The 19103-nt window shown below is 44.3% G+C and carries 23 protein-coding genes and 1 pseudogene; 12 read left to right on the plus strand and 12 right to left on the minus strand.

Annotated features, from left to right (window positions below; genetic code table 11):
- Positions 1 to 2: 2 nt before the first annotated feature.
- Positions 3 to 305, minus strand: coding sequence for a hypothetical protein (locus CDC33_RS33930; RefSeq protein ID WP_109013019.1), 303 nt, complete (start codon positions 303 to 305; stop codon positions 3 to 5).
- A 651-nt stretch (positions 306 to 956) separates the two neighbouring features.
- Between CDC33_RS33930 and CDC33_RS33935 the strand changes: the two genes are divergently transcribed.
- The 5 genes from CDC33_RS33935 to CDC33_RS40865 are packed head-to-tail and all read left to right on the plus strand — an operon-like array spanning position 957 to position 2689.
- Positions 957 to 1226, plus strand: a complete 270-nt coding sequence (locus CDC33_RS33935; RefSeq protein WP_109013020.1) for a hypothetical protein — start codon at positions 957 to 959, stop codon at positions 1224 to 1226.
- Between the two features lie 27 nt (positions 1227 to 1253).
- Positions 1254 to 1808, plus strand: coding sequence for a GNAT family N-acetyltransferase (locus CDC33_RS33940; RefSeq protein WP_109013358.1), 555 nt, complete (start codon positions 1254 to 1256; stop codon positions 1806 to 1808).
- Between the two features lie 14 nt (positions 1809 to 1822).
- Entirely contained in the window at positions 1823 to 2296 is a 474-nt protein-coding gene (locus tag CDC33_RS33945; RefSeq protein ID WP_109013021.1) for a hypothetical protein, read from the plus strand.
- 18 nt (positions 2297 to 2314) lie between these two features.
- Positions 2315 to 2482, plus strand: coding sequence for a hypothetical protein (locus tag CDC33_RS40860; RefSeq protein ID WP_244919488.1), 168 nt, complete (start codon positions 2315 to 2317; stop codon positions 2480 to 2482).
- Positions 2483 to 2494: 12 nt separating this feature from the next.
- Positions 2495 to 2689: a hypothetical protein gene (locus tag CDC33_RS40865; protein WP_244919489.1), complete on the plus strand. Its 195-nt coding sequence runs from the start codon at positions 2495 to 2497 to the stop codon at positions 2687 to 2689.
- 3 nt (positions 2690 to 2692) lie between these two features.
- Here the strand turns inward: CDC33_RS40865 and CDC33_RS33955 are convergent, their stop codons facing one another.
- The 7 genes from CDC33_RS33955 to CDC33_RS39485 form a co-directional block, all read right to left on the minus strand.
- A complete protein-coding gene (locus CDC33_RS33955; protein ID WP_109013022.1) occupies positions 2693 to 2968 on the minus strand; it encodes a hypothetical protein in 276 nt (91 codons plus the stop codon).
- Between the two features lie 18 nt (positions 2969 to 2986).
- Complete coding sequence (locus CDC33_RS33960) at positions 2987 to 3214, minus strand: hypothetical protein (RefSeq protein WP_109013023.1); 228 nt, start codon at positions 3212 to 3214, stop codon at positions 2987 to 2989.
- A gap of 14 nt (positions 3215 to 3228) precedes the next feature.
- On the minus strand, positions 3229 to 3552 hold the full coding sequence (locus CDC33_RS33965; RefSeq protein ID WP_109013024.1) for a hypothetical protein: 324 nt from the start codon (positions 3550 to 3552) through the stop codon (positions 3229 to 3231).
- Positions 3549 to 3749 carry a hypothetical protein gene (locus CDC33_RS33970; protein ID WP_109013025.1) on the minus strand — a complete coding sequence of 67 codons (201 nt, stop codon included), beginning with the start codon at positions 3747 to 3749 and terminating at the stop codon, positions 3549 to 3551. Before CDC33_RS33970 ends, CDC33_RS33965 begins: the two co-directional genes overlap by 4 nt.
- A gap of 40 nt (positions 3750 to 3789) precedes the next feature.
- On the minus strand, positions 3790 to 4080 hold the full coding sequence (locus CDC33_RS33975; protein WP_181374304.1) for a hypothetical protein: 291 nt from the start codon (positions 4078 to 4080) through the stop codon (positions 3790 to 3792).
- A 285-nt stretch (positions 4081 to 4365) separates the two neighbouring features.
- Positions 4366 to 4584: a hypothetical protein gene (locus CDC33_RS33980; protein WP_109013026.1), complete on the minus strand. Its 219-nt coding sequence runs from the start codon at positions 4582 to 4584 to the stop codon at positions 4366 to 4368.
- A 248-nt stretch (positions 4585 to 4832) separates the two neighbouring features.
- Complete coding sequence (locus tag CDC33_RS39485; protein WP_181374305.1) at positions 4833 to 4985, minus strand: hypothetical protein; 153 nt, start codon at positions 4983 to 4985, stop codon at positions 4833 to 4835.
- Positions 4986 to 5120: 135 nt separating this feature from the next.
- Here CDC33_RS39485 and CDC33_RS33985 point away from each other — a divergent pair, with 135 nt between their 5' ends.
- The 4 genes from CDC33_RS33985 (at position 5121) to CDC33_RS34000 (ending at position 13115) form a co-directional block, all read left to right on the plus strand.
- Entirely contained in the window at positions 5121 to 5354 is a 234-nt protein-coding gene (locus tag CDC33_RS33985) for a hypothetical protein (protein WP_069071877.1), read from the plus strand.
- A 394-nt stretch (positions 5355 to 5748) separates the two neighbouring features.
- Entirely contained in the window at positions 5749 to 7347 is a 1599-nt protein-coding gene (locus tag CDC33_RS33990; RefSeq protein ID WP_109013027.1) for a hypothetical protein, read from the plus strand.
- A 105-nt stretch (positions 7348 to 7452) separates the two neighbouring features.
- Positions 7453 to 8673 (plus strand): hypothetical protein, encoded by a 1221-nt coding sequence (locus CDC33_RS39490; protein WP_181374306.1) that lies wholly within the window; start codon positions 7453 to 7455, stop codon positions 8671 to 8673.
- 164 nt (positions 8674 to 8837) lie between these two features.
- Positions 8838 to 13115: a two-partner secretion domain-containing protein gene (locus CDC33_RS34000; protein WP_109013028.1), complete on the plus strand. Its 4278-nt coding sequence runs from the start codon at positions 8838 to 8840 to the stop codon at positions 13113 to 13115.
- Positions 13116 to 13400: 285 nt separating this feature from the next.
- Here the strand turns inward: CDC33_RS34000 and CDC33_RS40870 are convergent, their stop codons facing one another.
- The 3 genes and pseudogenes from CDC33_RS40870 to fusA all read right to left on the minus strand — a co-directional run bounded on the left by CDC33_RS40870 (position 13401) and on the right by fusA (position 15894).
- Positions 13401 to 13595: a hypothetical protein gene (locus tag CDC33_RS40870; RefSeq protein WP_244919566.1), complete on the minus strand. Its 195-nt coding sequence runs from the start codon at positions 13593 to 13595 to the stop codon at positions 13401 to 13403.
- Between the two features lie 21 nt (positions 13596 to 13616).
- Positions 13617 to 13736: pseudogene (locus CDC33_RS41450) on the minus strand (CPBP family glutamic-type intramembrane protease); the annotation flags it as partial.
- A 154-nt stretch (positions 13737 to 13890) separates the two neighbouring features.
- Complete coding sequence (gene fusA, locus CDC33_RS34010) at positions 13891 to 15894, minus strand: elongation factor G (RefSeq protein WP_109013030.1); 2004 nt, start codon at positions 15892 to 15894, stop codon at positions 13891 to 13893.
- 165 nt (positions 15895 to 16059) lie between these two features.
- Between fusA and CDC33_RS34015 the strand changes: the two genes are divergently transcribed.
- The 3 genes from CDC33_RS34015 to CDC33_RS40880 all read left to right on the plus strand — a co-directional run bounded on the left by CDC33_RS34015 (position 16060) and on the right by CDC33_RS40880 (position 18402).
- Complete coding sequence (locus CDC33_RS34015) at positions 16060 to 16626, plus strand: hypothetical protein (RefSeq protein ID WP_369694407.1); 567 nt, start codon at positions 16060 to 16062, stop codon at positions 16624 to 16626.
- Positions 16627 to 16717: 91 nt separating this feature from the next.
- Positions 16718 to 17356: a hypothetical protein gene (locus CDC33_RS34020; protein ID WP_181374307.1), complete on the plus strand. Its 639-nt coding sequence runs from the start codon at positions 16718 to 16720 to the stop codon at positions 17354 to 17356.
- A 179-nt stretch (positions 17357 to 17535) separates the two neighbouring features.
- Entirely contained in the window at positions 17536 to 18402 is an 867-nt protein-coding gene (locus tag CDC33_RS40880; RefSeq protein WP_244919490.1) for a hypothetical protein, read from the plus strand.
- Positions 18403 to 18461: 59 nt separating this feature from the next.
- On the opposite strand, the gene CDC33_RS34030 is transcribed toward CDC33_RS40880, so the two are convergent.
- The gene (locus CDC33_RS34030) at positions 18462 to 18983 is read right to left on the minus strand and encodes a hypothetical protein (protein ID WP_109013031.1); all 522 of its coding nucleotides are present in this window, start codon (positions 18981 to 18983) and stop codon (positions 18462 to 18464) included.
- Positions 18984 to 19103 lie beyond the last annotated feature (120 nt).

A 19103-nucleotide genomic window follows, 5' to 3' on the forward strand; every position in this document is an offset into this window, starting at 1 on the left:
ATTTAGGCTCCTAAAAACTTTTCGGGGTGATTTTTTAATTCAATTGCCACCTTCTTCAAAGAACCCTTGGCTAAAACGTAACTTCTAATTCTTTGAAGCACAGGTAAATGCCAGTTTGTCAACTTTGCTCGTCCGTTTAGCCCTCCGTTATCTTCGTCCCGAAAATCCTCAAATTCTGGCAGGTACAAAGAAGCTAAGTCTAAATACTTTTGGAACTGTCTAATTCCAACTGATGGCTCTAATTGTCTGGCTGCCTCCTCTCGTGTTAACAATTGTTCAACTACACAGCTTCCCTGAATTAGCAATGGTTTCGGCTCCTAGAGTTCCGATTGAGTTCCGATTGAGTTCCGATTGAGTTCCGGTTGAGTTCCGATTGAATTCCGGTACTGATAATACTAATAATAAAAAAACCACCTACTGGTGGGGAGGGTTTTTCTAATTGCTTAGTGTTTGGGAAACACTAACTTCTTGATAAGTAACTATGAATCGCTCCAAAATGGTTAAGTATATACGGCTTTGGTTCGACAAATCTGGAACTACTTTCATCAGCTAACCAGTTTTTTAGTGCCTCGACTGAGTAACCTGACAAACGGCTCATTTGGTAAGTCGAAAAATTATGAACTCTTTTAAATTCTTTAGGATGTATTGGCTTAATACCAATATTTTTCATACTTGATTGCTCCTACTATTTGTGAAGCTATTGTGTGAGTAGTCCATTTTCAACAAAGTTGCTCTTTCGCAGTCGCAAGTGAAGAACTCTCAAACGGTTCAGTTTAAGTCCCAGGCTTCTATCAAGCCGCAAGTATGTGTTTGCGGGGTCTAAATCCTCGTTACAAAACTTACTTGCGACTTGCGACTTGGCACTTGCGACTTGAGTTTAACGTACCATACCGCACAAATATTTGTAAACATAACGTAAACTGCCGTACTATCTTTATATTATTTCTCCGTTGTGTATGCCGAAACCAGGATTTAAAACAATCACAGTACCGGACTGGATTGTTGATGAAATTAAGAGACAGCCTGACTATAAAGGGAATCAAGCTGCCACTTTGGGGGCGCTCGTTAGGGATGGTGTTGCGGCTCGTAGCGGAGAATTGGAAAACCCAGCAATATTCCTTGTACGCATACTGAATCACTTACCTAATTGGGAGCGGCGCGAATCCTGGGAGTTAGCGCTGACTATTTTAAGTTGGTTGCAAGAAACAGAGCATAATGCTGAATAAAATTGGTTCATGGGTAATTTTGGTGCTATGCGAACAAAAGTAGAACTAATTCGCGGTCAAGATAACACGATTGTGGAAGCAGATTTAGTGGAGCTATTGCAAAAGCACGTCGATGATTATGCCAACAAGTGGAAAGAACAATTACAATTGCACGGGCAATCAGACAAATTTTGGGACTGGGAATTTAAACTGGAGTTTATCATTAATAGACAAGCAAACCGCGAAGGCTATGCGATTGAGTACGAAGGTGAAACTCAAGGATTAATGCTGATTGAAACTCAAATGCACGGTTCTCGCCTGATAGAGGGTAAACGCTTGGTATACATTGATGGCATAGCTACCGCACCCTGGAATCGGGCATATATCCAACGTCCTCCGAAATTAAAAGGTGTTGGAACTGCATTCTTAGCGTTTGCCAGAACTCGCAGTTTAGAGCTAGGTTATGAGGGAAGAGCAGGGTTACACTCACTACCTGGAGTAGAAGAATTTTATGACAACCAAGGAATGATTGATGTGGGAGAAGATGAAGATTACGACGATCTAGTTTATTTTGAGTATGGAGTTTTTCGTTCTCCTGTATGAGGTAGTAAAGCTAAATGAGTCAATTATTTGATGAAGAATCTTTAAGAAAAAGTGTTGAAGCTGAGGATAAAGTTGGTGGCAACATTGGGGCTGGATTAGATTGGGGGTCAGCATTTGGTTCTTTAATGGGCAATCTAGAACTGTTGGGACGTTTCACGACGTTGCGTATTTCTCTAAATAGAGAAGTGCGGTTGCTGCTGAATAATTGGAATTTAGGTACAGCTACGAAAATTGCAGTCATTACTGCAAGAGAAAGAATACTTGAAAATTTTAGACTGCCGACACCAGAGGTAAGAGAATACATACTTGCTACTCTGGAAAATGATCAGCTTTATGGTGAAGAATTCATTTCTAATCGAGAGATACTGCGCGAACTGCTTGGGTTGTTATTAAAACAAGAAGATTGGGAAACCATTGCAGCAGTCGCAGCAGATTCGTTAAAGAAAGAAATTATACATCAAGCTGTTAGTGAAAAAATCTCAGCATAATTTATATTTTCAAAAAAAATGAATGATTTTGTTTGTGAACAAGAAAGTTTTGTACAAGATGATGTGACTACACGTTTACGTCGTCTAGCTACACACTTGTCACAAATTCAATCTTTGTGGACTCAAGGCTCATCAGAGGATTTAATACTGGCTTTGGTTGATGAAAGCCGATACTTTATTGAGTAGACTGTACCAGATATGGTAAAGGCAGATGATATTGACCGAGCCTGTGAATTAGTTGATTTAGTTCGTCTTCTGACTCGTTGGCTATTCCATTGGGACGATATCTGGACTGATGCTGAACAAAAGCAATCTGCATCTGCTCAAATTTCATATTGGTTACAGCGAGTTTTGGAAATATCTGGTACTGAACCGGAATCAATGAGTGCTTGATCTCTATGAAGTCTGACGTTGTTTAACCAACAGCGATCGCAAATACTGCCGACAAGCTGCTTCTCCTCGATAAATCAGAATCCGCAGCGCCTGTATTTCCTGCATTGGAGAAACACAGATTTCGGCAATCGCAGCAATCAAATTCTGTTGCTTCTGCACATAATCTTGATGCTGCTGCTCCAACTCTTGAATCTTGGAGTTTAGCTGTTGTATTTGTCGTAATGCTTGCGTTAAGGACGATTCTTTGTTTTGAGAGCGATTATTCAGAGTTAACGTCATTTTCTTACCCTTCTAAATTTAGATTTTTTCTGTTTGCTGTTCGGTCATCTGCTCCACCTCATCAATTGCATTCACTATTTCTCCCAAAATATTAAAAGCATTGTTTAACACCACACCATTCGAGGTAGAAAAGTACTCGGACGATTGAAGCCTACGATAATCCTTACTACTACCCAAAAGCTGCAACGTATATTGACAGCCTTGTAAAATAGTCCGAATTTCTGAAGTAGTTAATTTGATTTCCATTACTATTTCTCCTTCTAAAACTTGTCTTGACGAATACTGAGACTTGCCCCAACCAAAGCGCTGCCAAAAAAGCCAGAGAATCCAATTAGCATTGCACCTAAGCAAATACTTTTCTGCTGCTGCCAGTAATGAGAACTCGTAGCAATCTCCATTCCCCAGCAGCCCATCGCCCCTACTCCTGCAAATCCGGTAAAAAGTAAAGATACAATTGCAGTTGTTTCTATGATGCGATCGAGAAGAATTCTGGGGTTGAATCTTTTTCGAGTCCGGCGTAGAACTAATTTATTACGAGTATTTGAAGGCAAAGATGATTGATAAGTAGCTTTCTGTGTTTTCATTTAGCATCCTCCAATTCAACAAAAAATCCTGCACCAGTATTATTAATCTTTACCAACTTTTGATTTACCAATGTTTGAATCACTCCCAGACTAAATTTGATACTGCACAATCGAGCGCTACCTCCGCAACGACGCAGATACTGTAGGCATAGTGAGGACTGGTCAGTAGGAATAGAATGAGTGGATTTTCTCGGCATAATATTTTTCCTATCAGTGTTATGAGAAGAAATGTTTACTTCAATTAAATTCAGGTAATTGTGCAAGCGCTCCTTCCATCCATGCTTGAATTACTTCCATCTCAGAAACACCTCGCAAGACAGCATCAATTACGTGTTTCTGATAAGAATTAACAGCATGATCAGGATGTCCAAACTTATTCCCAGACCAAGCCAAACACATAGTTTTCACTAGTTCATCAATTTGAAGAGAACCAAGCTCACTCGGACTAGTCACATTTTGAGAATGCAGCCACTCTTTGACTAAATCCAACGGATAATTTAAAAGTGTGCGAACTTCTTTGACTCGCAAATCTTTTGGGTTGATTGATGGTGCAGTTACAGCTTGTTTTGGTGGCTGAACTCTATACTGTTGATTGTCTTTGCGGGGTCTAATATTGTTCTGTGTTTGTTCAGTCTTTTTAGGAGTACCAGCCAGGGTTAGCGCATCTCAAACCCTATTGACACGGTGGTTTTGGGGTTCAACCAAAGCACAAATAAGTTCAAAATTACTACACTGAGCCAAGGGGTGGGATTGACATTTTCGTATTTATGTGGTCAAAAAACATAAAAAGCTATTTGACCCATGTTTTTTCAATCATTTACGACAATTTGTCCTATTTTGAATGAAAAACTGATATTCAGATAGAGTTTTAAGCTTTTTGTCTGTATCAAGAGCTACAAAATTAGATGCGCTTACCCTGGCTACGGCTTGGGCTTGGGTTTCGAGAAGGTGGTTTAGTTCTGCTTGGGCGAGGGCTTGCTCGTCAACAGAAGAACTAGAAATTGCTTGCTGTGTATGTGTTGTATAGTTCATAATGGAAATCTCCGTGATAGGGGAAAAGGCGATCGTGAAGTTTCTCAGGCCCAGCGATCGCCTTTGTTATGTGTGCAAAGAACGTTGTGGTTTAGCACAACGCTCTCAAAAAGATTTGGCGTAGCCATATATTTGTGACTCAAAGCCAGTGGCACTTGAGTAATACCAAAACAGGAGATACAGCGTATCAGGCGACGTGTATGGCTTCAAAGGCTTTAACTGTTGTCCGTCGTCCTGCTAGTAATTTCTTATTCAGTGCAAATCCATTTCCATGCTGTGTACCCCTCGCCTTCTCTGGTTGTGCCAGTGCCTCGGTTACTCATCAAGCAGTCACTTTGGATTGTGCTGTCAAAGTTCAGATAGTGCAAACCCTTTTTGCGTTCGGGTGCAGGCGGTTGCATTTCCTTGCCCTTATATTTATATAGTGTATTGCCATTGACGATACTTTGTCAATACCAAAAACAATACAGTTGCCAATACCGCCACAGCTTGATAGTTTTGTGGTAGGCATTCTTAACGAGGCTTGATACGACTATATGGCGAAGAGAGAAAGGACTTTTATTTCGATTGAAATTGATCCAAGCAAAAAAGCAGATTTTGTTGCTAAGGTCAAAAGCGAGAACAAAAACGTTACCGAAGTTCTTACAAACTGGATTGATGGATATCTTGGAGTTGCTGGAGGTATTGACGTTGTTGATCTCAAGAAACGTGTAGAGGCCATAGAACAGGCTTTAAAAGAGGGGGATATTATGGGGGAATCGGCCGCCTGAGAGAGGAAAATCGTTCTCTCAGGCAAACTCATGAACAATTGCTGAAATTGCTTAAAGAAAGGCCCGCCAACAGTTAATGTAGGCGGGTTAACTTTTAAAGGTCTTGCTTGTATTGGTTTGGTATTATAATATTCCAATACAAGCACCAGAATAACTCAAGATGATTAAGATTATTCCAAAGTCTGTAAATCTAGTATTGCTCTTAATTGCATAGCAAAAGCGATCGCCGCCGGCAAGCAATGCGATCGCCCGTTCAATTTATTCACCACAAAGTGAACTAACTATAATGCTGACACATTTTTGGAAAAATCCATCTTACAGCTACCTTGTTCACTTTGGTTAAACTGCAACACCCCAACTTTCAAGCATTTACCATACATAGTGGGCAAGAGATATGCTGACACTAGACAGAGAACAAACAACAGCACTCGATTACAGCAACCTCAACACCAGTATCCAGGAAACCTTCGCTGCCATCGATAGGTTCGAGTGGCAAGCGGTAGATGAAATTCTCCAGATGAGGGAACAACAGCTTTACCTGCAAGCTGGCTATAAAAGTTTTTCAGAATACTGCCAGCGTGAATTATACGCCTGGGGCGGATACCGACGAATCAACCAACTGCTAGGAGCCAAAAAGGTCATAGACGCAGTTAGTGAGTTGGGCGGACACATCAAAAACGAGCGTCAGGCTCGTCCGTTACTTCGCTTAGTTAAGGAACCAGAGAAACTAAAACAAGCTGTAACGCTCGCTCTGAAAGATAACCCGTCCCCTAGTGTTTTAGACTTTGCGGCTGCTGCAAATATTGTAGTTCCTCAACTTCCACGCAAAAGGCAATCTATTCAGGAACCATTGGTTCCCAAAATTCAAGAACCAGTGGTTCCTCAAAAAGCTATTGTCACAGTTTCACAACAGTCACACCCAAGGTATGGAGAAGAGGGAACCATTGAGGCAGACGCACCAAATCGTTGGCAACAGATTGTTACCTTTGCTGATGGCGAGAGGCTGTTAATCAACAATGCTGAGTTGGATGCCCCAAGCGTTCCATTCCCCAGGGAGCGTACTTACCCCGCAGAATATTCTGAGGCAATCGCAGCACTTAAAGAGCAACACCAGCAGGAGCTAGAGCGTTTACAGCAGGAATTGAGGATTGGGCTACAGTCAGAGGCCACAGCCAGAGCAGAAGAACAAGTGCAAGAGCAAATCCAATCTCTGCAACAACTCTTTAAACAACAGAAAGAAGAAAATATCCAGTTACAGCAACGGCTGGATGAAATGGAAGGGTTGAGAAAGCTGGAGATTGAGAATCAGCAACTCCAACAACGTATCCAAGAATTAGAACACGCCGTAGAGCAACGCCCTTCTCAAGAATGGGGAAATACCATGACCCAGCAAGCTACCAAAGCGTTGAACAAGCAAGTTAAACAAGCTCTGGAAAAAACTATTGATCTGCGATCGCTGGCCCAGAAACCCCCAAAAGAGAATGCCCAAGAATGTCTACGGTTGATGGGCATGGCTTTGAAAAACCTTGCCAGTGCTATGAACAATACGCAAGCATTGAAGGCAGCAGCGATAATTCTGGGAAGTGAACCAACACCATCTGCGATCGCCTACCGAGCCGAGCAATTGGAAATGCTACCCCAGGCAGTTAGCGACATTAGGGCAGTGCTAACTAAACCTGGGTGTACATGGCTGGACTATTGGGCAGTGGCGCAAGAGTATGAGGTGATTAAATCAGATTATCTAGCAGAATTGACTACCCAGGAAACAGAGTTAATTACCGCACTTCAAATGGCATCTACTAAACCGGACACAATCGGGCTTGGCTCTATCGTTGCTCACGCTGACCCATACCGTACTTTGTATGTGGAAAGAGGTGAAGTTGTAGACGATTTGGGCGAGGAACTTGTGGTTGCCTGGGATTGTTGGAAGGAGCAATCAAAAAAGACTGACAGGTATTTCCGAGATGAATTGCGATTCTGGCTGCCTCAATAGGCTTTCATTGCATCAGTAGCTTTTTAGACAAATAAATGCACGTATCAAGCCTCGCATCACAGTGGGGGATATTTCCGTGCGTCAATATAAATAGGAGATTGAAAGATGACTGCAACTATTACTCGTCCCAAGCTCAAAAAGGCTGCTGCTAAAGCACAATCACCGTATAAGCGGCTTCATGTGATTATTCCCATAGAAGATATGTTGTGGGCATCGCAGCAAAAGCCTTCAGTTACGCAATTGTGGCAGGAGTGTTGGACGGCTGACCCTTATGGCTCCCGGTGGATGCCTCTAACTTCTGCTTTAGGGTACAGTACTTTTATCTCTGCAAAGAAAATTCTTTCCGAAAGCGGGTTGTTTATTTTCAAGCCCGACAAGTCCATAGAAGATGGCCGGGAAACTGTGAGGTGGACTGTCAAGAATTTACATGGAAGCAGAATTAGGGACTTTTGGGAGAAAGCTAATGCCGAAAATCAGCAACCAGATGCTGAAAAACGAGAATTAAATGCTGAAATTTCAGACAAAGATGCTGGCTCTGAAGAAATGGGTGCTTTGTATGAAGCGTCTATTTTAGGAGAAAGTCAGTCAGAGAAAGCATTTCAGAAACACTCACGAACTACTCAGGAACATCTCACCAACTCATCAAATGAGTTGGTGAGATGTTTCTCTGACACGCTTACAGGAAATTCGCGTGACGAGGAGACGGCTCATGCGCCCTTGAGGGGCGCGTCGCCTCAGACTCTTGAAAGCGTGTCAGAGAAAGAGAAAGACTTACCTGTGGCAATGGACTGCACGACGCTGGCGCTTGTGGATGATGCACGGGGGGAATGTGCTTCGTTACTGGCTGAAAATCAGGATTGTGGTGTTGAGGCGACAATTTATCATGAAGGTACTTGTTCCGCCGCGTCCGTCGCTAAAAATGAATTTTCTTCAACTTTAGCGATGTCTAGCGACAAGCCGTTTCACGTCTACGCTAATCAAACTCAGGGGCAAGTAGAACAAAGTAATTCCGCTTCGTTGTTGGCTGAAAACTCGGTTTCGGGTGTAGAAGTCAAAGCAGTTGATGAGGGTGAAGGTTCCGTCGCGCCCGTCACCAGCGCTGAAAAATGGTCACATGAGGCGATAGTTGCAAGGTCGCAGATTCGACCTGAGCGTATGCAAAAACTCAAAGTAGCGGCGAATTCAGGGCAGAATCCGGGGTTTGACTTTTTGCAAGAGTGCTGGAATGACCCTGCTTTGCAGATTGTGATCAAGAAGCTGCTGGTGAAGTTTCCGCAGTGGGGGATTGCGATTGTGGATGGGGTGTTGGTGAAGTGGGAGGGGTAGCGTGAGCGGTAGTTCGAGAACTTTATAAAGTAAAGTTTTGTCAAGTTACCAAGTTCTTGCGAAAAACTGGAGTTTTCAGGCAAAAACCTAGTAGCCTAATTAGTAGCTAGTAACTTGATTTATGCTTAACTAAAGTTGGCTGCTGCTATTAGTGGAGGCAAGCAATGTCAGGTTTGGGTTTTACTCATTGGGGTGCTTTAGCGACTATCGCTTTCGGTGTCAGCTTTTGTACCATTGATTATGCAAACGCTCAAATTACTCCAGATAGCACTTTACCAAATAACTCTAGCGTCACAAGAGAAGGTAACACGTTTAACATTACTGGAGGAACTCAAGCTGGTGGTAATTTGTTTCACAGTTTTGGTGAGTTTTCTGTGAATACTGGTGGCACTGCTTCTTTTAATAATGCTCTAGATATTCAAAATATTATTGGTCGAGTAACAGGTGGGTCAGCTTCTACTATTGATGGGATAATTCGCGCTAACGGCACGGCTAACCTGTTTTTAATAAATCCCAACGGGATTATTTTTGGTCAGAATGCCCAATTGAATATTGGTGGTTCTTTTGTTGGGACTACAGCGAATGCACTGCAATTTGAAAATCGAGGATTTTTTAGCGCTACTGAGAAAAATATCCCTTCCCCCTTGTTGACTGTTAATCCTTCAGCATTATTGTTTAATCAAATTAATCAAAACGCAGCGATTCAAAATAGCTCAGTTGCATTTGCAGGAACAGATCCGGCAGGTATTGATGCATTTGGTTTACGAGTACCAGATGGAAAAAGTTTGCTGCTGGTGGGTGGTAATGTCAGGGTGGATGGGGGACGATTAAATGCTTTTGGTGGACGAGTGGAATTAGGAGGATTGGGCGAACCTGGTAGTGTAGCACTGGGTGTAGATGGCGATAATCTCAGCTTGAGATTTCCTGAGAATATTGCGCGAACAGATATATCTTTTACTAATAATGCTCGTGTTTTTGTAGAAGCTGCTGGTGGCGGTAATATTGTAGTCAATGCTAGAAATCTAGACATATTGAGAGGAAGTCTTTTAAGTGCTGGTATTGGAAAAGATTTGGGGACACCTCAAACAATTGGGGGAGATATTACGCTTAATGCTACCGGGGAAATCAAAGTTGCATCTCGCAGTGCAGCTGTTAATTATGTGAAAACGGGGTCACTTGGCAATGGGGGCAACATTACTATCGATTCTGGTTCCTTCTCATTACGCGATCTCGCTGGACTTCAAGCCTCAACTTCTGGACAAGGGAATGCGGGGAATGTGACACTGCGAACGCGAGATGCTATTTCTCTTGCAGGTAATGCCTACATCCTTAGCACCGTGCAATCAGGAGGTATAGGTAAAGGCGGCAATATCGACATTAATGCTGCAACACTATCACTATCGGATGATGCTCAACTTGCTGCCTCAACTTTTGGACAAGGGAATGCGGGGAATGTCACAGTGCGGACGCGAGATGCTATTTCTCTTGCAGGTAATGCCTACATCCTCAGCACGGTACGAGGTATAGGGAAAGGTGGCAATATCGATATTAATGCTGCAACACTATCACTATCGGATGATGCTCAACTTGCTGCCTCAACTTTTGGACAAGGGAATGCGGGAAATGTCAATGTTAATGTTACTGGCGCTGTTGATATTGCTGGGGGTAAAAACAGTTTAAGTGAGATTTACAGCCTAGTGGGAATGGGGGCAGTTGGCAATGGAGGTAACATTACTATCGATTCTGGTTTATTCTCATTACGCAATGGCGCTCGACTTGTTGCCTCAACTTTTGGACAAGGGAATGCGGGGAATGTCACAGTGCGATCTCTTGATGCTGTTTCTCTTGCAAATAATGCTTCCATCCTCAGTACAGTGGAATCTGGGGGTGCAGGTAAAGGTGGCAATATCGATATCAATGCCGCAACACTATCACTATCTAATCGCGCTGAACTTGCTGCCTCAACATTGGGACAAGGAAATGCGGGGAATGTCACAGTGCGATCCCTTGATGCTGTTTCCCTTGAATATGCTGTCATCTTCACCACGGTGTCAGCAGGAGGTGTAGGTAAAGGTGGCAATATCGACATCAATGCTGCAACACTATCACTATTTAATGGCGCTCAACTGCAAACCCTCACTGGTGAAGCATTTGCTACCCAACCAGCAGGACGGGGGGATGCAGGGAATGTCAATGTGAATGTTACTGGCGCTGTTGATATTGCTGGGGAGAAAAATGGTATTAACAGTGCGATTTTGAGTCAGGTGGAAACAGGAACAGTTGGCAATGGGGGTAACATTACTATCGGCTCTGGTTCCTTCTTGTTACGTGATCGCGCTAGACTTTCTACCTCAACTTATGGACAAGGGAATGCGGGGAATGTCACAGTGCGATCTCGAAATGCTGTTTCTCTTGCAGATGCTACCATCTTCACCACAGTGGAATCAGGGGGTGTAGGTAAAGGTGGCAATATCGATATTAATGCTGCAACTTTATCATTAATTGATGGCGCTCAACTGCAAACCTTTACTCGTAGTGCATCTCCTACCCAGCCAACAGGACGGGGAGATGCGGGGAATGTCAATGTGAATGTTACTGGTGCTGTTAATATCGCTGGGGAGAAAAATGGTTTTAACAGTGGGATTGCCAGCTCGGTGGAAACTGGCACAGTTGGCAATGGGGGCAACATTACTATCTATTCTGGTGACTTCTCATTACGCGATCGCGCTGGACTTCAAGCCTCAACTCTTGGACAAGGGAATGCGGGGAATGTGACAGTGCGATCTCGAAATTCTGTTTCTCTTGCAGATAATGCTACCATCTTCAGCACGGTGGAATCAGGGGGTGTAGGTAAAGGTGGCAATATCGATATCAATGCTGCAACACTATCACTATTTAATGGCGCTCAACTGCAAACCCTTACTCGTGAAGCATCTGCAACAGCGCCAGCAGGAAGGGGCGATGCGGGGAATGTTGATGTTAATATTACTGGCGCTATTGATATTCTTGGGGAGAAAAATGGTTTTTTTAGTGGGATTTCCAGCCGGGTGAGTACGGGGACAGAAGGTAATGGAGGTAACATTACTATCGATTCTGGTTCCTTCTCGTTACAAAATGGCGCTTTTCTTGCTACCTCAACTTCGGGACTTGGAAATGCAGGGGATGTGACAGTGCAGGCACGAGATGCTGTTTCTCTTTCAAATAATGCTTCCATCTTTAGCACGGTGGAAGCAGGAGGTGTCGGTAAAGGTGGCAATATCGACATCAATGCTGCAACGCTGTCACTAATCAATGGCGCAAGCCTGTTAACTTTTACTCGCGGTACATTTGCTAACCAGCTAGCAGGACAAGGGGATGCGGGGAATGTCAATGTTAATGTTACTGGCGTTGTTGATATTACTGGGGAGAAAAATGGTTTTCCCAGTGGGATTAGCAGCAAGGTGGAAACTGGGACAGTTGGCAATGGGGGTAGCATTACCATCGATTCTGGTTTATTCTCATTACTTGATGGCGCTCTACTGACTGCCGAAACACTTGGACAAGGTAATGCAGGCACAATTAAAGTTAATGCTGCTGATTTTCTTACCATTTCTGGTAAAAGTTCAAACTTTAACAGTGGCTTGTTTGTTAACTCCCAAAGTCCGACGGGTACTGCCGGAGATATTATCGTCACCTCACCTAGAGTTACCTTAGACAACGGTGGCATACTTAACGCCCAATCTGCATCAGGTAACGGTGGCAACATCAACTTACAAACTGATTTACTGCTTCTGCGTCGTGGCGCTTCCATTTCCACCACCGCAGGCACAGCCCTAACTGGTGGTAATGGTGGCAACATTAATATTGATGCCCCATCGGGCTTCATTGTTGCTGTCCCAAGCGAAAATAGCGATATTACTGCGAATGCTTACACAGGCAGTGGTGGAAGAGTAGATATTCGAGCCATTGGTATCTATGGCATTCAACCCCGCTCTAACCCAACTTCTCTGAGTGATATTACCGCTAGTTCTGAATTTGGTGTAAACGGTACTGTAGAACTTAACACGCCGGATATTGACCCTAACAGTGGCTTAGTCAACCTGCCAACAGTACCAGTTGACACCCAAGTAGCACAGACCTGTCAAGCTGGTGGAAATTTAGCTAAGAGCAGTTTTACAATCACTGGACGCGGCGGCTTGCCACCTAACCCAGGCGATGCCCTCAACACTGATGCAGTGAAGGTAGATTTGGTGAGTCTTAATCCCAGCACCAGAGAAGACAAGAGTCCACCTGTTACCATCAAACCTACTACTACACCAGCACCGATTGTCGAGGCTACTAGATGGCGAACTAATACTAAAGGTGAGATAGTACTTACAGCCAACGCATCTAATGGCGCTCCTCACAAAAACTGGCAGCAGTCACCAGTCACTTGTAGTTCTGCAAAATCTGCTTCCAATTAATTTGGAAATAAATATGTGAGTAATGAAGCAGCGATGGCGCAAGCACCCGCCAACTCTTGGAGACGCAATGCGTTCGGCATCGCAAACTGAGAGTTGTAGATTATTCTGATTTCCGATCTTAAGACTATTAATTTTCTAAACCTCTTAATCAGGCAATTATTTCAGCTTTTCTTAGTACCATTCGTGTCAGTAAGTTCGTTTCCTTGTGCAAAATTTTCATGACTAGTCTTCAATTAAGCTGTTGATGCCCTGTGCCTGCTTAAATTTAATGCGTATTTCCATACCTTACTGTTCTTTTTTGTTAGCATTGCTCAAGTAGGGAATGGCTGTATCTTTGCTCGGCCAGTTGCTCCAGAGGAAGCGCGATAAGAAAGTTAAAGATATTGCCATAAGTACAATACCAAGCCACCAAGAAGAACGTAATTGTTGCAGTTGCTCTGCTGGAGTGTACGTCAATGAATTAGAGGGTAAAAGTTGCATTGACACAGCCACAATGTTATTTAGCACATGAAAAGTAACAGGCACAATTAGGGAGCGCGTTTTGATGTAAAGCACCCCTAAAATAATTCCGACTAACGACAATCCAATCGGATTATTGGGATGACCAAAACCGAAAAGCAGTCCTAAATCATTTGCGAAAAGTTAGATCCCCGACAACTTTTATGAAGTCGGGGAACTAGACATCTCCAGAAATTAAATATGCGTTACCCAGAACCCTTGTAGAAACATAGCACTGCACGTCAAAACAATTCTTTTTCGGAGATGTCTAATAGGTTCAGGACTGGCGATAGCAGGCAAACTCCATTGAAAAAGTAGCCATACCAGAAGTAAGCGATCGCAATTCTGTAGAATACCCAAACATTCGCGCTAGCGGTACTTCGGCTCGAATCACCGTATATCCCTGCATTGTCTCAGAACCCAACAACAAACCTCGACGGGAGGATAAGTCACCTTGAACCCTTCCCATGAACTCGTTAGGTGTTTCCACCTCTACAAGCATTATGGGTTCGAGGATGTAGGGTTTTGCTTTGGCGATCGCACCTTCAATAGCCTGATGGGACGCTGACCGGAAAGCCAATTCTGAAGAGTCAATTGGGTGATAAGAACCACCATCCAAAACAACTTTCACGCCAGTTACGGGATAGCCTTCCAATTGTCCTGATTCCATCGCCTCACGGAAACCCTTCTCACACGCCGGGATATATTCTTTAGGAATCGCACCCCCAATCACCCGATTCTCAAAGACAAACGGTTCATCTGTGGGTTCAATCCACCCAGTAATATGGGCGTACTGACCGGGGCCGCCTGACTGTTTCTTAAATCGGTAGTCAAAGGTTGCTTGTTGTCTAATGGTTTCTCGGTACGCCACGGCGGGAGTACCAACGTAGACCTCGGCATTATATTCCCGTTGGATGCGTTCTAAGTAGATTTCCAAGTGGAGTTCACCCATCCCAGAAATCAGAGTTGATCCTGATTCGGGGTCAATGCTCAAACGGAAGGTAGGGTCTTCCCTTTGAAAGCGATTGAGTGCTTTGGAAATGCGATCGCTGTCTTCCTGCTTTTTGGGCGTAATCGCTAGTGTAATCACTGGTTCCGGCACAAACATCTTCTCTAGAGATACCAGTGGTTCCCCAGAACAGAATGTATCACCAGAAGCACAATCCACACCCAACAGAGCCACAATATCCCCAGCAACGGCAACTTTTAATTCTTCTCGCTTATTGGCGTGCATCCGCACCAAGCGACCGATTTGCACTCGCTGTTCAGTCCGCGAGTTGTAGACTGTATCGCCGGGTTTGAGCGTCCCAGAGTAAATCCGGGTATAGGTCAACTGCCCAAAGGATTCAACAGTAAGTTTAAATGCCAATGCCACCAAGGAAGCATCAGGGTTAGGGTAGACACTAACCGACTCTGCGGTTTTGACCACTTCTCTATCTATCGGAGATGGTAGATAAAGCGTAACTGCATTCAATAAGTTTTGCACTCCTTTATTTTTGAATGCCGAACCCAGCAGTACAGGCGTGAATTTTAGGCTCAAGGTTGCCTGTCGGATGGTTTCCCAAATTAATTCTTTAGGAATTTCCTCACCCGCCAGTAGCATCTCGGTCATCGGTTCTGAAAACAGCGACAAAGTATCTAGCAATCTTTCGCGTGCCTGTTGTGCTTCATCCCTAAGTGATTCGGGAATTGTCTTTTTCAGCCAGTTTTCCCCGTTTTCACCTTCAAAGTAGTCAGCAGTCATTTCTACCAGGTCGATCACTCCCTGGAATTGGTCTTCACTGCCGATCGGGTACTGGAGCAATATTGCATTTAGTTGTAAGCGATCGCGTATTCCCTGTACTACACGAAATGGATCTGCTCCCGTCCGATCCATCTTGTTGATGAACGCCAAACGCGGCACTCGGTAGCGCTTCATTTGCCGATCCACCGTAATGGACTGGGACTGCACACCCGCCACAGCACACAGCACCATCACTGCCCCATCCAATACCCGCAGGGCACGTTCCACTTCTATTGTGAAATCTACGTGTCCAGGTGTATCAATCAAGTTGATTTGGGTATCGTGCCACTGGCAGGTAGTAGCAGCAGAAGTGATGGTTATACCATGTAGTTTTTCTTCTGGCATAAAGTCCATCGTTGCACCCTTACCGCCTCCCCGCACTTCCTCAATAGCGTGGATTCTGCCCGTGTAGAAGAGAATTCGCTCTGACAACGTAGTTTTACCAGAGTCGATGTGGGCAGAGATACCAATATTTCGGATGCGTGTTCGGGGAATCATAAAATTTCCTTTTGTTCAAGCGACAAACAATCACCAACTGAGTGGCGATATATTTTGTATTATACATGTAGTACAAAAGAATGAATAGACTGATTTATGTATTTTTTCGTATGGAACCGACCTGCTAAGAGCAAGCAAGGAGGGAACATGGAAAGGTAAAGACGGTTGTTCGTAAGTAAGTTAAGTAGACTAGCACAGGAACCACCCAAAGAGAATGCCCAAGAATGTCTGCGCTTGATGGGCATGGCTTTGAAAAATCTCGCCAGTGCGATGAACAACACCCAGGCGCTTGAAGCTGCTGCAATAATTTTAGGTAGCGAACCGACACCAATTGCGATCGCTTATCGAGCCGAACAACTGGAAATGCTACCCCAGGCTGTTAGCGATATTAGGTCAGTGCTAGCTAAACCTGGGTGTAACTGGCAGGAGTTTTGGAATGTTGCCCAAGAGTACGAGGTAATTAAGTCGGATTACTGGGCAGAACTTACTACTCAAGAAACAGAATTAATCAAAACTCTGGAAAACTCATCCACTCAACCTCGGACAATTGGCATCGGTTCTACTGTTGCTCATGCTGACCCGTACCGAACTCTGTATTTGGAGAGGGGCGAAGTTGTAGACGAGGTAGAGGGCAAAGTAGTTGTCGCCTGGGATCACTGGTGCAATGAGTTGAAAAAGACTCAAAGCTATTCCAGGGAAGAGTTGCGATTCTGGCAGGGCGAGAACCAGTAGATAAAGACTCGCTTTGAGAATAGCCAAAAAACTTAAACGCGGCATTGCAACCATGCTGCTCACATTGTCATGGAAAAATTTAGGAGGAATTATGACTACAGTGTTAAAAGCAATCAACGGTGGCAGCAAACAGCGTAATGAACGCGAGGCAAATAAGCAAGATAAATCGATTAGACCACATTGCAAAGTATCAATTGAGGATATCAACTGGGTTCGTCAACAGCCTCCGTCTGTGCAGCAGCTTTGGTTAGATAGCGTGGCGGCTGAACAATTTGGGGGTTCTGCCCATAAACTCGATACCAACCTCACCTATAAATCTTTGCAAAAAGCAGGGGCGGCGTTGACTGCCCAAGGATTGTTTCAGTTTGAGGAAGTGTTTGGCCGCTTACCCTCTGGTAGACCTGGGTTGATTGGGTATCGTGTTCGTAATCTTCATGGTTATTACAATCGCTTTTATTGGGAATCGTCCACATCTGAGGGAACCAATTCTTGTGATGAGAAAACCGTCCACGCCGGGGAGAAAACGAATGCGCCCGGACGGAATGAAAATTACCCCAAAGTGGAACAAATCCAGCCTGATTTGGAATCATTCCAAAAGAATGGTCAAAAAAGTGAGGATTTGCAAGGGTTCCAAAAACCTAACAACGTTTCTAACTACCCCTTAACTACCTACCAACACCCAACTAATGTTGTTGGTATGGTAGGGGAGCAATGCGATTTTGTGAGGTAGGCAAGCAGGGGAGGCAGGGGAGGCAGGGGAGGCAGGGGGAGAGAAAGAAATTAAGTATACTTCAGGGTATGTCGGTAGCAAAAATTACTACTTTCTCTCTTTACTCCCCCTGCTTCCCCTGCTCCCCCTGCCCCCCCTGCCTATTTCACGAGGATCTCACTTTTTCGCGTTGCTCCCGTATGGTAGTTGGTTCTGACGCGCTTGCTCGAAATCCGCGTGTTGAGGAAACGGCTCATGCGCCCTTGAGGGGCGCGTCGCCTTCACATATCGAAAGCGCGTCAGAACTTGAAGAATTGCCTACGGCAATAGACTGCACGATGCTGGCGCTTGTGGATGCTGCACCGAATCAACCTGCTCCGTTGCTGGCTGAAAACCAGGATTGTGGTGTTGAGCCAAGAGAATGTCATGAAGGTGCTTGTTCCGCCGCGCCCGTTGCACAAAATGAAGAATGTTTAAGTTCAGCGATCGCATATCAAAAAATAGAACCGAGTCGTCCTTCTGCTTCTTTGTTGGCTGAAAACTTGGTTTCTGGTGATGAGGATAAAGTAGATCATGAAGGCAATTGTTCCGCCGCGCCCGTCGCTCAAAATGAATTTTCTCTAGATTCTGCGATCGCTAATCAAGCGCCCGTGTCATTAAATCAAAGTGAGATATTTGAATGGTTGGATAGAGCAAACGTTGGAGAATGCCCCCCATTGTGGGTAATTCAATATCTGCTAGACAGCAAGTATTACGCCAGCATGAGGGCAAGCATCACCAAGTTTGAGAAGCAGTGGAATATATCTGTAGTCAATTATCAGGTGCAAAAATCTAGTGAGGCTTTGTTTACCGCCAAAGACATCGCCATGAGATCCCAAGCTAGACTATTGCGAATGGAGAAACTGAAGATGGCTTCTCAGGTTGGGGAAAATCCTGGTTTTGATTTCTTGCAAGAGTGCTGGAGGGATGATCCGGCTTTGCAGATTGTGATCAAAAAACTACTAGGGAAGTTTCCGCAGTGGGGGATTACGATTGTGGATGGGGTGTTGGTGGATTGGGAAAGGTAAAAATCACACTGTCTCAGAATAGCGTGTAGCTAAAGCGATTGCTGCTTGACGGTTATAGATCAAGATTCCCTTGCATTAATACTGCCAAGCGACCAATTATTTTCTGAAAACGGGGACGCATAATCTGCGACTCGCTCCCATCCCCACTTATAAGCAGTGTCAACTAGAATTTCTTTACCATTTCGGAACTTAATAAATTCCTGCCCGTGGTCGTAAAATATGTCTGCAACCAGTTGATTACGCGCATCGTAACCCCACTTATCCACTGCTGCCCTCCACCAGCGCTTTCCGGGAGAGAGCAACTGTTCAAGTTCTAAATACTCTGGTTTCCAGTACTTGGTGCGCCATTGATTTGCCAGCGCCTCGATTAGTATCGCAGTCGGGTAGATGGGCTTGAGATTTTCTTCTAGCCAAAGCATATAAACAATCGCGCTCCTGAAAGCATCTTCTAAACCATAGTTGGATGCTTCTAGAGTGTCTTGGAGTTGCTCGTCATTAAAATTTACGCCAAGCGTTCGCAGGGCTGGAGCGTACAAATCAAATAATTCTTGTTCTACTGAATCGGCAGACCAGAACCACATAAGAAAAAGAAAACTCCTACTGGGTAGCTAAATAAAATTTAGCATTTAGCGTGCTTCGTGTTGATGTGGGGACGAGTAGCGATCGCCAATCAAACACCAGGGCAAGTAGAACAGAATCAC

Source organism: Nostoc commune NIES-4072, from assembly GCF_003113895.1.
Taxonomy (GTDB): Bacteria; Cyanobacteriota; Cyanobacteriia; order Cyanobacteriales; family Nostocaceae; genus Nostoc; species Nostoc commune.